At 68.6% G+C, this 13,978-nt stretch carries 14 protein-coding genes; 13 read left to right on the top strand and 1 reads right to left on the bottom strand.

Annotated elements, in window-relative coordinates:
• Positions 1-2: 2 nt before the first annotated feature.
• Positions 3-1,037: a rhodanese-like domain-containing protein gene (locus ASC67_RS02105; protein WP_056314641.1), complete on the bottom strand. Its 1,035-nt coding sequence runs from the start codon at positions 1,035-1,037 to the stop codon at positions 3-5.
• 204 nt (positions 1,038-1,241) lie between these two features.
• Here ASC67_RS02105 and ASC67_RS02100 point away from each other — a divergent pair, with 204 nt between their 5' ends.
• From ASC67_RS02100 to ASC67_RS02045, 13 genes are read left to right on the top strand one after another with little or no spacing between them, the layout of a single operon-like run.
• Complete coding sequence (locus tag ASC67_RS02100; RefSeq protein WP_200946768.1) at positions 1,242-1,769, top strand: hypothetical protein; 528 nt, start codon at positions 1,242-1,244, stop codon at positions 1,767-1,769.
• Between the two features lie 12 nt (positions 1,770-1,781).
• Positions 1,782-2,285 (top strand): lytic transglycosylase domain-containing protein, encoded by a 504-nt coding sequence (locus ASC67_RS02095; protein ID WP_056314637.1) that lies wholly within the window; start codon positions 1,782-1,784, stop codon positions 2,283-2,285.
• Positions 2,282-2,581 (top strand): TrbC/VirB2 family protein, encoded by a 300-nt coding sequence (locus ASC67_RS02090; RefSeq protein WP_056314636.1) that lies wholly within the window; start codon positions 2,282-2,284, stop codon positions 2,579-2,581. The genes ASC67_RS02095 and ASC67_RS02090 overlap by 4 nt, the downstream gene beginning before the upstream one ends.
• 13 nt (positions 2,582-2,594) lie before the next feature.
• Positions 2,595-2,927: a type IV secretion system protein VirB3 gene (locus ASC67_RS02085; RefSeq protein WP_056314635.1), complete on the top strand. Its 333-nt coding sequence runs from the start codon at positions 2,595-2,597 to the stop codon at positions 2,925-2,927.
• Positions 2,911-5,397 carry a VirB4 family type IV secretion/conjugal transfer ATPase gene (locus ASC67_RS02080; RefSeq protein ID WP_056314634.1) on the top strand — a complete coding sequence of 829 codons (2,487 nt, stop codon included), beginning with the start codon at positions 2,911-2,913 and terminating at the stop codon, positions 5,395-5,397. Before ASC67_RS02085 ends, ASC67_RS02080 begins: the two co-directional genes overlap by 17 nt.
• Positions 5,394-5,822 (top strand): hypothetical protein, encoded by a 429-nt coding sequence (locus ASC67_RS20095; RefSeq protein ID WP_082535770.1) that lies wholly within the window; start codon positions 5,394-5,396, stop codon positions 5,820-5,822. The genes ASC67_RS02080 and ASC67_RS20095 overlap by 4 nt, the downstream gene beginning before the upstream one ends.
• Positions 5,823-5,842: 20 nt before the next feature.
• Positions 5,843-6,943 carry a type IV secretion system protein gene (locus ASC67_RS02075; RefSeq protein ID WP_056314633.1) on the top strand — a complete coding sequence of 367 codons (1,101 nt, stop codon included), beginning with the start codon at positions 5,843-5,845 and terminating at the stop codon, positions 6,941-6,943.
• A 21-nt stretch (positions 6,944-6,964) separates the two neighbouring features.
• Entirely contained in the window at positions 6,965-7,669 is a 705-nt protein-coding gene (locus tag ASC67_RS02070) for a type IV secretion system protein (RefSeq protein WP_056314632.1), read from the top strand.
• Between the two features lie 12 nt (positions 7,670-7,681).
• Positions 7,682-8,464, top strand: coding sequence for a virB8 family protein (locus tag ASC67_RS02065; protein WP_056314631.1), 783 nt, complete (start codon positions 7,682-7,684; stop codon positions 8,462-8,464).
• Positions 8,465-8,499: 35 nt separating this feature from the next.
• Complete coding sequence (locus tag ASC67_RS02060) at positions 8,500-9,417, top strand: TrbG/VirB9 family P-type conjugative transfer protein (RefSeq protein ID WP_056314630.1); 918 nt, start codon at positions 8,500-8,502, stop codon at positions 9,415-9,417.
• A complete protein-coding gene (virB10, locus tag ASC67_RS02055) occupies positions 9,414-10,826 on the top strand; it encodes a type IV secretion system protein VirB10 (protein WP_056314629.1) in 1,413 nt (470 codons plus the stop codon). The genes ASC67_RS02060 and virB10 overlap by 4 nt, the downstream gene beginning before the upstream one ends.
• Complete coding sequence (gene virB11 / locus ASC67_RS02050; RefSeq protein WP_056314628.1) at positions 10,823-11,914, top strand: P-type DNA transfer ATPase VirB11; 1,092 nt, start codon at positions 10,823-10,825, stop codon at positions 11,912-11,914. Before virB10 ends, virB11 begins: the two co-directional genes overlap by 4 nt.
• Positions 11,914-13,965, top strand: a complete 2,052-nt coding sequence (locus tag ASC67_RS02045; RefSeq protein ID WP_056314627.1) for a type IV secretory system conjugative DNA transfer family protein — start codon at positions 11,914-11,916, stop codon at positions 13,963-13,965. The genes virB11 and ASC67_RS02045 overlap by 1 nt, the downstream gene beginning before the upstream one ends.
• The last annotated feature ends 13 nt before the right edge of the window (positions 13,966-13,978 follow it).

Raw genomic sequence — 13,978 nt, 5'->3', positions numbered from 1 at the left:
GCTCAAGACGACGGCTCGACCGTCAGGATCGCCACCGCGCTGCCCAGCGGCCCGGGCGCGAGCGAGCCGGTGACGATCGGCGCCAGCGCATGCCGCCGGGGCGAGCGCGCGTCGCGGTCAGCGGCGTAGGCCGGGTCAAGGAAGCCCCCGAGGATGCTCTCCAGCAGCAGCCGGGTCGCGTTGCGAGCCGCCAGCTCGCGCCAGGAAGCGACGAGGGCGTCGGATGGCGCCGGGCACATCGAGGTGACGGCGGCCGTCAGCGCTTCGGCGTCGGCGCACAGGGGCTCGTCGGTCATCCACGCTCCGACACGCCCGCCGGCCGGTGCCTGAAGGGCAGCCATCGGGGCAATGCCCAGCGCGTCGACGAGGGCACCCGGCAGCGTGATGGCACCGACGCGCGGACCCAGCTCCGCCACCCACACCGGGCGGGTCGGATCGAAGCCTCTCAGGGCCTGCAGCAACTGGCTGTCGAACCATGCCTGAGAGGGTACCGATGGCCCCGGCGTGAACACGAAGCGCCGGCTTGCCGCCAGCATCTCCAGATCCAGCGTCTGCTGCCCGGCGCCGTGCAGCGCGCTCAGCACCCGCGCTGTCTCGGTGCCGAGCGTGCACGACACCACGCGGAACGCCAGCAGTCGAGGCAACACCTCCAGCCCCGCCAGCACCCAGCGCCGGTAGTTGACCCAGCCGCCGGGGAGCACGTCCGTGGCCCAGCCCCTCCAGCGCAGCGACTTCGCGACCGGCGTGCTGACGAGCCCGCCCTGCCCGCAGTACACGAGGAGCGCCTGGTCGAGCCGCACGCCTGCGACCGCCGCCTCCAGCGCACGCCACAGCGGTGTCGCCACCGGCTCGCCGACGGAACCGCCCTGCCCTGGATCGGCGACAACCTCGGGAGCCGCGACATGGACCGCCCCCGGGATGTGATCGTCGGCGTACTCGGCCGCCGATCGCAGGTCGATGACGAGACCATAGCCCGCGAAATCCTGCACCTCGATGGCATGCGGGTGGTAGGTGCCGGCGAGCGATTCGATGCCCATGGGGTGCGACGGCAGTTGGAACCGGCGATGGCGACTTCTTCCGATGATTCCTGGCCCGAAGTCATCGCTCGGCGCGGTAATGGACCCGCCTAGATTTCAGCCATGGCGCGCACCGCGCGTCACGGAACGAAGTCCCCCTTCGGCGATGTCCTCGGAGCCCGCCGCATGTTTGTGACAAGCACTCTAGACCGCCGCGCAGGCCCTGTGAAGCGCCGCAGCGGCATCCGTGGCGTGGCCGCCATCGCGGCCCCGGCGGCCGTCGCGATGACGCTGGCGGCCACCACGCCGCCGGCGCGCGCCGTCGACGGCTGCCTCGTGCTGCTGTGCCTGGCTGCACCGAACTGGCGCGCGATGCCCCAGTGCGTGCCGCCGATCAAGCAGCTCTTCCGCGACCTCGCCCGCGGCAAGTCCTTCCCGAACTGCAGCATGGCCGGCGCCGGCAACCGTGCCCGCCACGCCTGGGCCCGCGCCCCGTCCTTCTGCCCGCCGCAGTACACGCTGGCCTTCGACACCGAAGGTGGCGTGCTCCACCACTGCCACTACAGCGGCGCGATCTCGGTGTCCATCGACGGAGTCCCCTTCTCGCAGACCTGGTGGAGCTTCGGCGGCGACTCGGTCACCGAGTTCAGCGCTGCCGCCAAGACCCAGCTCGGCAGCTGGGACACCCGGTTCGACGACGACTACGCGAAGTGGCAGGCGACGCAACCGCCGCCGTCGATCGACCTGTTCTGACCAGACGCCGACATGGACAACGCGACCTTCCTGGCTCTGGCCCTGGCCTGTGCGCCGCAGGTCCACCCCACGACCGCCCAGGCGCTCGTCAGCGTCGAGAGCAGCTTCAACCCCTACGCCATCGGCGTGGTGGGGGGCGCACTCGTCCGTCAGCCGCGCACGCGTGCCGAGGCGCTGGCCACCATCGACACGCTGCGGGCGGCCGGCTGGAACTACAGCGTCGGGCTGGGCCAGATCAACGTGGCGAACTTCGCCCGCCTGGGCCTGACCCCGGCGACAGCGCTCGATCCCTGCACCAGCCTGACGGCGATGCAGGCGGTGCTCGCCGAGTGCTACCTGCGCGCGCAACCCAAGGCCGAGTCGCAGACGGCCCTGCGCCGGGCCCTGTCCTGCTACTACAGCGGCAACTTCGTGACCGGGATGCGCCACGGCTACGTCGGCCGGGTGGTGGCGAGCGCTCGATCCCTTGCGGCGCCACCAGCGCCGGCCCCGACAACTCAGGAGTCCGCTTCATGAGCCTGATCGCTTCACTCGCACGGTCCGTCCGACCGGTGGCCGGGCCGGCGCTGGCATCCGCCTTGGTGCTGCCGCAGCTCGCCCTCGCCCAGGGCTTCGACAAGATCAACACGACCGTCAGCAATGTCAACGCGATCCTGGTGACGATCTCGATCGCGGTCGTCACCATCGCGATCATCTGGGCCGGCTTCAAGATGATCTTCCAGGGTGCCCGCCTGGCCGATGTGGCGAACGTACTCATCGGCGGCACCCTGGTCGGCGGTGCTGCGGCCTTCGCCAGCTACATCGTGACTTGAGCAGGGGCACGAGATGCAAGGCGAAGCCATCTACAAGGGCGCCACCCGCCCGGCCATGAAGCTGGGCATCCCGCTGGTGCCGCTGGTGCTGCTGTTCGGCACCGGCATGTTGCTGGTGATGTGGGGCGGCATCCTTGTCAGCGGGTGGGTCGCCGTCGTCGTGTTCGCGGCCATCGTGCCGGCGCTCGCATGGATGCGCTACGTGACCGCGAAGGACGACCAGCGCTTCCGCCAGATGTTCGTCGCGGCCAAGCTCCACCTGCACGACCGCAACCGCCGCTTCTGGCGCGCGCGCAGCTACGCACCGACGCTGTACCGGGGGGCACGCGATGCTTGGCATGTCTAGGGCCGACGCGCCACCCCGAAACGCGGCCGGACGGGTGCCAACGGCGCCGCGCTACTGGGCGCAGGCCCGAGACGAGAACCCGCTGGCGCGCTTCGTGCCGTTCTCGAGCCTGCTGAGCCCGCATGACGTGCTGACCCGCGGCGGCGACTACCTGCGCACCTGGCGCCTCGACGGGGTGCCCTTCGAGTGCGCCGACGAGCACCTGATCGCCGAGCGCCATGAAGCCCTGTGCAGCCTGCTGCGCAACCTCGCCGGCGGCCAGTGGGCCGTCTGGACCCATCGATTGCACCGGACCGTCAGCGACGAACTGCAACACCCCCGCGACGCCGGCTTCGCCCGTGACCTGTCCGTCGCCTACCAGGGCAGGCTTTCGCAGCACCGGATGATGAGCAACGAGCTCTACCTGACGCTCGTGTACCGCCCGAACGCCTCGCGGTTTGGCCGGGCCCTGCAATCGACCCGGCGGACGCGAGAGGCAATCGCGGCGGCCCAGGCCGACGCGCTGCGGGTGATGGAGGAGCGCACGGCGCTGGTCGCCCGGGTGCTGCGTGGCTTCGGGCCCGAGCTGCTCGGTGAGCGCGAGGAGCGCGGCCGCCGCTACTCGGAGGTGGCGGAGTTTCTCGGCCACCTGGTCAACGGCTGCGGGCGACCGGTGCCGGCGCAGGCCGGCCCGCTGTACCGCACCCTGCCCACGACGCGGCTGTCCTTCGGCGGCGACAAGCTCGAGCTGCGCCAGGGCGAGACGGTGCGATATGCCTCCCTGGTCGACATCAAGGAGTACGCCGACGCCGTTCAGCCCGGCATCCTGAACGCCCTGCTCTACGAGTCCAGCGAGTTCATCGAGACCCAGAGCTTCTCGATCCTGCCGCGCCGCGAGGCCATGCGTGCCCTCGAACTGCAGCGCGACCAGCTGATCGCCAGCGATGACGTGGTCGCGAGCCAGGTCGCCGACATGGATGTGGCGCTCAACGAACTCGGCGACGGCCAGTTCTGCATGGGCGAGTACCACTACAGCCTGGTCGTCTTCGGCGACGACGTGGCCGACGCCGGCCGACGCGCTGCCCAGGCGATCGGGGCCGTCGGCGAGGCCTCCAGCCTGCAGATGTCGCCGGTCGATCTGGTGGCCGACGCGGCCTGGTTCGCGCAGATGCCCGGCAACTGGCAGTGGCGTCCGCGGGATGCCAAGCTCAGCTCGCGCGCCTTCGCTGCGCTGGCGGCAGGACACAACTTCGCCCGCGGCAAACGCAACGGCAACCCCTGGGGCGAGGCGCTCGCGCTGCTGCGCACGCCTTCGGGCCAGCCCTACTACCTGAACCTGCACGCCAGCCCGGACGGCGAGGACTCGGCCGACCGCAAGCTGCCGGGCAACACGCTCCTGATCGGCTCGACCGGCGTGGGCAAGACCACGCTCGAGATGTTCCTGTTGACGCTGACGCGCAAGTGGCAGCCGGCGCCACGGCTCGTGCTGTTCGACCTGGACCGCGGCTGCGAGATCGCGATCCGCGCCCTCGGCGGGCGCTACTTCGCCCTCGAAGCCGGCCAGCCGACCGGCTGCAACCCGCTGCAGCAGGCGCCGACGCCGGCCCGGCTGCAGTTCTGGGAGCAGCTCATCCGCACCTGCCTCGACACGCCGGCGATGCCGCTGATGCCGTCCGACGAGCGCGCCATCGCCGAGGCCGTCCGGGCGGTGGCGATGATGCCGACGGCCCTGCGCCGGTTCTCGACGGTTCGCCAGAACCTGCCGAAGTCCGACGAGAACAGCCTGTACGAACGGCTCGGCCGCTGGTGCCAGGGTGGCGCGCTCGGCTGGGTCTTCGACATGGCAGACGACCGCCTGGGTCAGCTCGGCGACGCTCCGGTCATCGGCTTCGACACCACCGAGTTCCTCGACCTGCCGGAGGTGCGCACACCGGTGATGCTCTACCTGCTGCAGGTCATGGAAGACCTGGTCGACGGCCAGCGAATGATCTACGTGATCTCCGAGTTCTGGAAGGCACTCGACCATCCGATCTTCAGCGACTTCGCCAAGCAGAAGCAGAAGACGATCCGCAAGCAGAACGGTCTGGGCATCTTCGACACCCAGAGCCCGTCGGACGTGCTGCGCCACCCTATCGGCCGGACCATGGTCGAGCAGAGCGTCACCAAGATCTTCCTCGCCAACCCGGAGGCGGTGCGCGAGGAGTACGTCGAAGGCTTCGGGCTCAGCGACGCCGAGTACGACATTGTCCGATCCCTCGGCGCCCAGGGCGGGCGCCGCTTCCTCGTCAAGCAGGGTCACGCAAGCGCGATCTGCGAGCTCGACCTGTCAGGGATGGACGACGCGATCACCGTGCTCTCGGCCACCACCGACAACGTCGCCCTGCTCGACACCCTCCGCGAACGACACGGTGACGATCCGTTTCAATGGCTTCCCCTGCTCCTCCGCGAGGTTCAGCATCGGCGCTCCAGCAATTCCAGGGGAGCCCTATGAAGACCGTCCGCCTGTTCGCCCTTGCCTTCGCAGTCGGCCTGCTCGCTACCGCCGCACAAGCCCAGTACGTCAAGGGCAATGAGGCCGTGAAGCTGATGCCCGATGGGACGCGAAAGGTCGAGACGCCCGCGCTGTCAGCATCAGGTGCTGCATCCAAGTCAAAGCCGTGTGCGGCGAACGCCGGTTGTCACCCTGGCCCCTGGCACATGGTCGAGACGAGCGATGGATTACGGGAATGCACCGAGCCCTTCGCTCGCTCTTCGAGCTGTCGCGATTCGACATATGGCAGCCAGAAGATTTCGCGCCTCTGGGTCGCTAAGCGCGGTTCAACATGGCTGTGGTGTCAGTACCCCGACCTCAGCAGCAAGTGCGTTGACATGAACGCACGCCCACCCTTGAACTTGCCTGTCTCGGCGGTGCAGTAGGTATAGAAAAGGAAAAACCGGTGTTCAACTGGGTTGGATCGCAGTTCGACAGCGTGCTCAGCACCTACGTGCTGGGGGTCGTGTCTGCGTTGATGACCGCACTTGCCCCCGTCGCACTGACCGCAATGACGCTCTGGGTTGCGCTCTATGGATGGGCGGTACTCCGGAACGAAGTGTCCGAGACCTTGCCGGTCTTCATGTGGAAGGTCTTCAAGATCGGGCTTGTGCTGGCATTTGCTCTCCAGTCAGGGTTCTACATCAGCAATGTTTCTGACACGGCGAACGCCTTGGCCATGGGCGTGGCCTCGACTTTTTTGCCAGCAGCAGTCGACCCGAACACTGTCACGACGCCGTATGCGCTGCTCGACCAGTTCAACGACGAGGCCAGTGATCAAGTCGCAGACATCATGAAGGAAGCGAGCATGTTTCGGCTCGACCTCGTGATCGCCGGAGTCGTCTTCTCTGTCGGCTCGGTGATCTTCCTGTGCATCGGCTTGTTCGTTGTCACGCTGTCGAAGCTCTTCCTGACCTTCGTGATCGCTGTCGGACCGATCTTCGTGCTTTGCCTTGCGTGGCGACCTACCACGCGATTCTTCGACAGTTGGCTGTCTATGGTTCTGAACGCTGTCGTACTGACCTGGTTCGCGTTCTTCGCCCTCGGGCTTAGCACGTTCATCGGGAACCAGATGTTCGTCGCGATTCAGAGCGGCGGCGGCTTCCTTGGCGGCACCTTCAACGTGCTGGGCGAGGCGACGCGCTACTGCGTGCTGATGATCCTCATGGCCATCATCTGCTTCCAGGCACCGAGCCTGGCATCGGCGCTCACGGGCGGCGCCGCTGTGCAGCAGGGCGTGCAGATGATCCAGAACGCCATGATGGTCTCTGGCCTGAGATCGGCGTCGGCCTCGCGCGGAGCGTCGGCTGCCTCGGCTGCCGGTGGCGTCATCCGTGCGGGGGCCGGCATGCCTCAAGGCATAGGCCGGGCCGCAGGCGCGGCATCGACCGCCGGCAACCGATTCGCCGGCTCGATGACCACCGGCGCTGCTGCCGCGGCACGACAAGGTTACGTCGCGGCACGCACTGCCGCCTACCGGCTTGCTGCCCTGCGTGGCAGGGCCTGATCGACCGTGAAGGAGCCCCAAATGCGTTCTCGACTCAAGATCGCCACGCTCGTCTGCGTGGCGGCCAGCGCGCTCGGCATCGCCCCCGCATGGGCCGGCGGCATCCCCGTCATCGACGCCGCGAATCTGATCCAGACGATCCAGCAGGTCGTCAACGACATCACCAAGATCCAGAACCAGGTCCAGCAGATCACGCAGTTGCAGAACCAGCTCGCGAGCATCAACGGCTACCGCAACCTCGGCCAGGTCTTCGACAACCCGACGCTCCGCAACTACGTGCCGAGCGAGGCCTACACCTACGTCAACGCGGTCAGCACCGGCGGCTACAGCGGCCTGACGGGCACGGCGAAGGCGCTGCGGGATGCCGGCATGGTCTACAACTGCCTGGACCTGGATGGCGCCGAGCGGACGCGCTGCCAGACCACGCTTTCCGCGCCCTACCAGACCAAGGGGCTGCTGCAGGATGCGATGAAGTCCGCCTCGGGACGGCTGGCGCAGATCAACTCGCTGATGAGCCAGATCAACGCGACCGCCGACCAGAAGGCGGTGCAGGAGATCCAGGCCCGCATCGGCGCCGAGAACGCCCTGCTCGCGCACGAGGTCTCGCAGGTGCAGATGCTGCAAGGCATGGCCGACAGCGAGGAGCGCATCGCCCGCTCGCGCGAGCGTGAGCGTCAGTACGAAATGCTCGGCCGCACCGGCAAGGTCGCCGACTACCTACCCTAGCGGAGCCATCCCATGAGTGCTGTCCTGACGGCTGGCGCCAAGCCAGCCGAAGCTGCCGCATCGTCTCGAACCGGACGAGAGCACCGTGCCGACGCCAGCGAACCGGGCTTCGCAGCGAACCGCGCCTGGGAGGTTGATCGTGTGCTGATGCTCGAACGCTCCGAGCGGCGCGCCTGGCGCGTAGCCATCGCCAGTGCGGCGCTCGGTCTGGTCGGCGTTGCGGCCGTCTTCGTGCAGGGTCCGCTGCGCCAGGTCGTCGGCATCCCGATCGTCGTCGATCGGGTCACCGGCGAGGCCACCGTCCAGCAGCGGCTGAGCGTCGAGAGCATCCCGCCGATGGAAGCGCTCGACAAGCACAACCTGGCGACCTTCGTGCGGGCACGCGAGGGCTACAGCTGGATGTTTCTGCAGCGCGACTTCGACCAGGTGGCCCGTATGGCGGTCCCGGCCGTGTTCGGCGACTACAACCGCCAGTTCGAAGGTGACGCCGCGCTCCAGAAGAAGCTGGGCGCGGCCGAGGACTGGCGCATCCAGGTCGTGGGCGTGCGGCTGGCGGCGGAGGGCCGGGCCGGCAACCGTGGCGAGGCCCAGGTCACCTACGACAAGATCGTTCGCCTGACCGACCGCAACCTGCCCGAGGTGACCACGCGCCACGTCGCCAGCGTGGTCTACCAGTACCAGCCCAAGGTGCTGGCCAAGGAGAAGGACCGGCTCGAGAACCCCTTCGGCTTCGTCGTCGTCGCCTACCGCTCCGATCCGGAGATCAACACCGCCGCGACGGGAGCCCGGCCATGAGAGGCGGCAGAACGTCTGTCGCTCTGCTCGCCGGCATGGTCACCAGCTCGGCCTGGTGCGCCGGCCCTGCCGCACCGTCGGACCCGCGATTGCGCGAAGTGGTCTACGACCCGGGCGCCGTGGTCACCGTGCCCGTCAAGCGTGGGGTGGTCACGCATGTCGTCCTCGACGCACGCGAGGCGATCACCGAAGTCGCAGCCGGTCTGGGCGGCGACTGTGCCAAGGCCGACGCCGCCTGGTGCGTCGCGGCCCAGCCGGGAGGCCGTCATCTGTATGTGAAGCCGAAGAGCACGGCATCCGCACCGAACACCCTGGCGGTCGTCACGGATCAGCGCATGCACAGCTTCCGCTTCGTCGTTCTCGGTGATGGCGACGCCCGGTCGCCGATCTACCGCCTTGTCGTCAAGGCGCCGGTCACACCCTTGGTCGCATCGCCCCGATCGATCCCGGATCAGGCTGCCCTGCTGCAGGCGCTGACGCAAGCAGCGCCCACACCCCCAGCGCCCACCCCGCGGCAGATCGTCGAGGAGCGACTGCAGGCCAAGCCGCAGGTGCTGAACGCCAGCTACTCGGTCGCCGAGGGCAAGGCATCGGAAGACATCGTGCCCACGATGGTCTACGACGACGGGCGCTTCACCTACCTGAGGTTTCCGGGCAACCGGGAAGTGCCGGCCGTCTTCCATGTGCTCGGAGACGGCAGCGAGACGCTGCTCAACGCCAGGATGGAGGACGACGTGCTCGTGGTCGATCGCGTCAGCCGCCGGCTGATGCTGCGGGCCGGCTCGGCCGTCGTCGGTGTGTGGAACGACGCCTACGACCTGGACGGCGTACAACCGCAGGAGGGGACGACGGTTCCCGGGGTCCGACGCCAGATGAGGACCGTCGAAGGTCCGACGGCTCCACCTGCCCGTCGAGTCACGGCCGGCGACGCGCGATCGGAGGCCACACCATGAGTCGTACCGACCATCCATCCGACCGCCCGACCGACGGCGCCGAATCGATCGCACCCCTCCCCGGCGAGCCCGGCATACCGAACGTCGCGGAACGGCAGCGCACCCCGATCTCGAAGAAGGGCCTGCTCGCCGTCGGCTTGCTGCTGCTGTCTATGGTCGCGGTGGCCGCCGTCTCCATCCAGCGCTTCACCGCCAGCGGCAAGGCGAGCGACGAATCGCAAGCCGCGCTGGTCAGCGACCGGCCGACGGCAGCATCGAAGGAGCCACGGCGGCTCGAGATGCCGGCCCGCCCCATCGCCGCGAGTGCGGCGCCGGCGGCCGTCCCGGTCGTCCCCGCGATCCTGCCGACGGCTGAGGAAGCGGCAGAACCGATCGGAGTGCGCCGCACCGGCTCGGGTGCCCCTGCCGGAGGGGCCGCAAAGGTGGCGCCCCCGGAGGATGCACCCGTGCTGCTGGTGACCACCCGGCCGCCCTTGCCGGGAGCGCCCATGCCGACCAGCGGTGGCACGAGGCGGGCCGCACCTGCGGGGACCAACGAGCCGGCGGTGAACCCCGACGATCCGATGGAGGCCACCGCGAGCAACCTGCGAGCCTACCAGCAGCAACTCCAGGGACTCCTCGACACCCTCACCCAGTCCGCCGCCCTGGCGGCAGGTCAGAACTCCGCCGAGCCACCCCCGAGTGCCCTCCTCGGTGTGCCCTCGCCCGGGGGTGTGCAACTGCCGAACGTCGCGCCGGGCATGGCGGCTGCCGGCGCCGGCTTGTTCGGCGGCCAGCTCCAGGGCTCGGCCACGCCCCGTGTGTCGGCCACCCTGCTCGGCAACCGCAGCCTGACGCTGCCCAAGGGCACGGCCTTCACCTGCGCGCTCAAGACCAAGGTCATCAGCGCCGTGTCCGGCCTGGTGGGCTGCCAGGTCCAGCGCAACGTCTTCAGCGACGACGGCCGCGTGCTGCTGATCGAACGCGGTTCGCACCTCGACGGCGAGTACCGCATCGCGTCGGTGCGGCCCGGCACCGTGCGCATCCCGGTGCTCTGGACCCGCATCCGCACGCCCCACGGCGTGACGGTGGACATCGACTCGCCCGGTACCGGTCAACTGGGCGAATCGGGCATCGACGGCTATGTGGACAACCGCTGGGGCGAGCGCATCGGCGCCGCGATGCTGCTGTCACTGATCGACGACTCGGTGAAGCTGGTGATCCAGAACCAGGCCAACGAGTCGACCGCCGACACGATCGTCCTGCCCTCGACGACCTCCAACACCAGCAAGCTCGCCGAGAAGGTGCTCGACAGCACCATCAACATCCCGCCGCTGATCTACCAGAACCAGGGCGGCATCGTCGGTATCTACGTCGCGCGCGATGTGGACTTCTCGTCGGTCTACGAACTGAGCCCGTCGCCGCGATGAACCGCCTGCACGCCCCCGCTGAAGTTGCCGACGGCGGCGACGCCTGGTGCGGCGATGCAACCTCGGTCGTCGAGTTCCTGCGACCGCTGCGCGAGCAGCTCGACGCCGAGGGTGTTCTCGAAGTCTGCATCAACCGACCGGGGGAACTGCTCGTCGAGACCGTCACTGGCTGGCGCGTCACCGCCGCACCCGAGATGACCCTGGAGCGCTGCCTGTCGCTGGCCACGGCCGTGGCCACCTACTGCGACCAGCAGATCAACCAGGAGCGCCCGCTGCTGTCGGCCACGCTCCCCAGCGGCGAGCGCATCCAGTTCGCGATTCCGCCGGCCGTCACGCGGGGCACGGTGTCGGTCACGGTGCGCAAGCCCTCGCAGCTGATCAAGCGGCTCGACGACTTCGAGCAGGAAGGCCTGTTCGAGCGGACCGCCACCGTCACCCGCACCGAAGCTAGCGAGCTGCTGCCTTTCGAACAGGAACTCGTGAAGCTCAAGGAGGCTGGCCGCTGGGCCGAGTTCCTGCGGTTGGCCGTGCGTAAGCACCAGACCATCGTCGTCAGCGGCAAGACCGGCTCGGGCAAGACCACCTTCATGAAGGGCCTCGTCGAGGAGGTGCCCCGGCACGAACGGCTGATCACGATCCAGGACACCGCCGAGCTGACGCTGCCGAACCATCCGAACGTCGTGCACCTGTTCTACAGCAAGGACGCCCAGGGCACCGCCAAGGTGACGGCCAAGTCGCTCCTCGAAGCCTGTTTGCGCATGAAGCCCGACCGCATCTTCCTGGCCGAGGTCCGCGGCGACGAGTGCTTCCATTTCGTGCGCCTCGCCGCGTCGGGCCATCCGGGCAGCATCACCAGCGTCCACGCCGGCAGCTGCGCCCTCGCCCTGGAGCAGATGTCGCTGATGATCCGCGAGTCCGGGGCCGGCGGCGGCCTGCGCATGAACGAGATCAAGTGGCTGCTCGGCGTCGTGGTCGACGTGATCGTCCAGTTCGACCGTGACGAGCGCGGGCGCTTCATCTCCGAGCTGTACTACGAGCCACGGCGTCAGCGACTCGGCCGCTGGGACGACGCGGTGGGGACCGGCTGATGAGCACCGTCACGGCGCTGTCGATGGCGACCTGGCCGGCGTGGCGCAAGGTCGCGGCGGCAATGTTCGCGGGTCTGTGCCTGGTCGGTCTGGCGTGCGCCGCGGTGTACCTGTCGGCGGTGGTTTTTCTGCTGCTCAGCAAGGCCGACCCGCGACAAGCCGGCTTCACCAGCATCGCCCACTACTGGCAGCTCTACGCCGACGATCCACCCCTGCGTCAACGGCTGCTGGTCTCGATAGGAGTCTGCGGCTTCGGGCTCGGCATCGTCCTGCCGGCAGCGCTGGTCGCGGCAGCGCGGCCCAGGCGGCCCCTGCACGGCGATGCGCGCTTCGCGAGCACGGCCGAGATTGCCCGCGCCGGGCTGTCGGGTGGCACGGGTGATGCGCCAGCCATCCTGATCGGTCGCCACCGCGGGCGCTTCCTGAGCCTGCCGGGCCAGCTCTCGGTGATGCTGTCGGCCCCGACCCGCAGCGGCAAGGGCGTCGGCGTGGTGATCCCGAACTTGCTGAACTGGCCCGACTCGGTCGTGGTGCTCGACATCAAGGGCGAGAACCACGCCATCACCGCCGGCTACCGGGCCAGCCATGGTCAGGCGGTCTACGCCTTCTCGCCGTTCGACGAGGAAGCCCGCAGCCATCGCTGGAATCCGCTGTCGACCGTACGCAGCAGCGACCTGCACCGCGTGGGTGATCTGCTGGCGATCGGCCAGGTCTTCTTCCCGAACGATGGGGGCGGCACCTCGTCCGAGGCCTTCTTCAACGACCAGGCCAGGAACCTGTTCCTCGGACTCGGCCTGCTGCTGCTCGAAACCCCGGAGCTGCCGCGGACCGTCGGCGAGATGCTGCGCCAGTCCTCGGGCAAGGGTCGCCCCCTGAAGGATCACCTCGGCGCCCTGATCACCGAACGTCGCGACGACGGCAAGCCCCTGACCGATGAATGCGTCGACGCGCTGCAGCGGCTGCTGTCGAACTCGGAGAACACGCTCTCCAGCGTCGTGGCCACCTTCAACGCGCCGCTGACGATCTTCGCGGATGCGGTGGTGGATGCAGCGACCAGCGCCGACGACTTCCGGCTCGAGGATGTGCGCCGCCACCGGATGTCGGTCTACGTGCGCATCCCGCCCAACCGGCTGGCCAACGCCCGGCCGCTGCTGGCGCTGTTCTTCTCGCAGCTGGTCAGTCTGAACACCCAGGTGCTGCCCGGGCAGGACCCGACGCTGAAGCTGCAGTGCCTGCTGGTCAACGACGAGTTCGCGGCCCTCGGCCGGGTCGGCATCATCACGATCTCGGCGGCCTTCCTGGCCGGCTACAACCTGCGCCTGCTGACGGTCGTGCAGGCCATGTCGCAGCTCGATGCCCTCTACGGCGACAAGGAGGCGCGGACCTTCGCGACCAACCACGGGCTGCAGATCCTCTACGCGCCGCGCGAACAGCGCGACGCCGACGAGTACAGCGCGATGCTCGGCCACTTCACCGAGCGCGCCACCTCGCGCGGGCGCAGCCGGTCCTTCAGCGGGCACGGTCACAGCACCGTCAGCCGCAACGAGAGCGAGCAGCGTCGAGCCCTGCTGCTGCCCCAGGAGTTCAAGGAACTCGGCAGCGAACGCCTGGTGGTCATCTGCGAGAACTGCAAGCCCATCCTCGGCGAGAAGATCCGCTACCACCGCGAGAAGGTCTTCCGGGAGCGCCTGCAGCCCGCGCCCGAGGTGCCGCGCATCGACATGGACTTGCATCTGGCCCGGGTACAGCAGCGCTGGCGGTTTGCAGACGACGAGCTGCCGGTGGGGCAGACGCTCAGCCTCGAAGCCCTGGCCCACGACGTGGCACTGCTGCCCGATTCTTTCGAGGGCCCGCCGGACAAGGTGGCCGGCGATCTCTTGGAGTTCTTCAGCAGAGGCAAGCCGGACGTCCCGGGAGACGGTGGATCGATCGAGCCGATGGCCGACGAAGACGGCGTCCTGCCTGCGCTGGATGTCGCCGCACCCGATGCGGGCGGCGGCGCGTCGAAGAGCGACGAAGCCACCCTGACCGAAGCCCAACCCCAATCCTGAGACCCCAGGAGAC

This window comes from Methylibium sp. Root1272 (genome assembly GCF_001425905.1).
Lineage (GTDB): Bacteria > Pseudomonadota > Gammaproteobacteria > Burkholderiales > Burkholderiaceae_C > Methylibium.
Note: the sequence above shows the minus strand (reverse complement) of the source record. Positions and strands in the feature narration are given on the sequence as shown.

Excerpts from the sequence above, each read along its gene's own strand:
- ASC67_RS02105 (WP_056314641.1), bottom strand. The coding sequence starts at position 1,037 with ATGGGCATCGAATCGCTCGCCGGCACCTACCACCCGCATGCCATCGAG.
- ASC67_RS02095 (WP_056314637.1), top strand. The coding sequence starts at position 1,782 with ATGGACAACGCGACCTTCCTGGCTCTGGCCCTGGCCTGTGCGCCGCAG.
- ASC67_RS02090 (WP_056314636.1), top strand. The coding sequence starts at position 2,282 with ATGAGCCTGATCGCTTCACTCGCACGGTCCGTCCGACCGGTGGCCGGG.
- ASC67_RS02085 (WP_056314635.1), top strand. The coding sequence starts at position 2,595 with ATGCAAGGCGAAGCCATCTACAAGGGCGCCACCCGCCCGGCCATGAAG.
- ASC67_RS02080 (WP_056314634.1), top strand. The coding sequence starts at position 2,911 with ATGCTTGGCATGTCTAGGGCCGACGCGCCACCCCGAAACGCGGCCGGA.
- ASC67_RS20095 (WP_082535770.1), top strand. The coding sequence starts at position 5,394 with ATGAAGACCGTCCGCCTGTTCGCCCTTGCCTTCGCAGTCGGCCTGCTC.
- ASC67_RS02070 (WP_056314632.1), top strand. The coding sequence starts at position 6,965 with ATGCGTTCTCGACTCAAGATCGCCACGCTCGTCTGCGTGGCGGCCAGC.
- ASC67_RS02065 (WP_056314631.1), top strand. The coding sequence starts at position 7,682 with ATGAGTGCTGTCCTGACGGCTGGCGCCAAGCCAGCCGAAGCTGCCGCA.
- ASC67_RS02060 (WP_056314630.1), top strand. The coding sequence starts at position 8,500 with ATGGTCACCAGCTCGGCCTGGTGCGCCGGCCCTGCCGCACCGTCGGAC.
- virB10 (WP_056314629.1), top strand. The coding sequence starts at position 9,414 with ATGAGTCGTACCGACCATCCATCCGACCGCCCGACCGACGGCGCCGAA.
- virB11 (WP_056314628.1), top strand. The coding sequence starts at position 10,823 with ATGAACCGCCTGCACGCCCCCGCTGAAGTTGCCGACGGCGGCGACGCC.
- ASC67_RS02045 (WP_056314627.1), top strand. The coding sequence starts at position 11,914 with ATGAGCACCGTCACGGCGCTGTCGATGGCGACCTGGCCGGCGTGGCGC.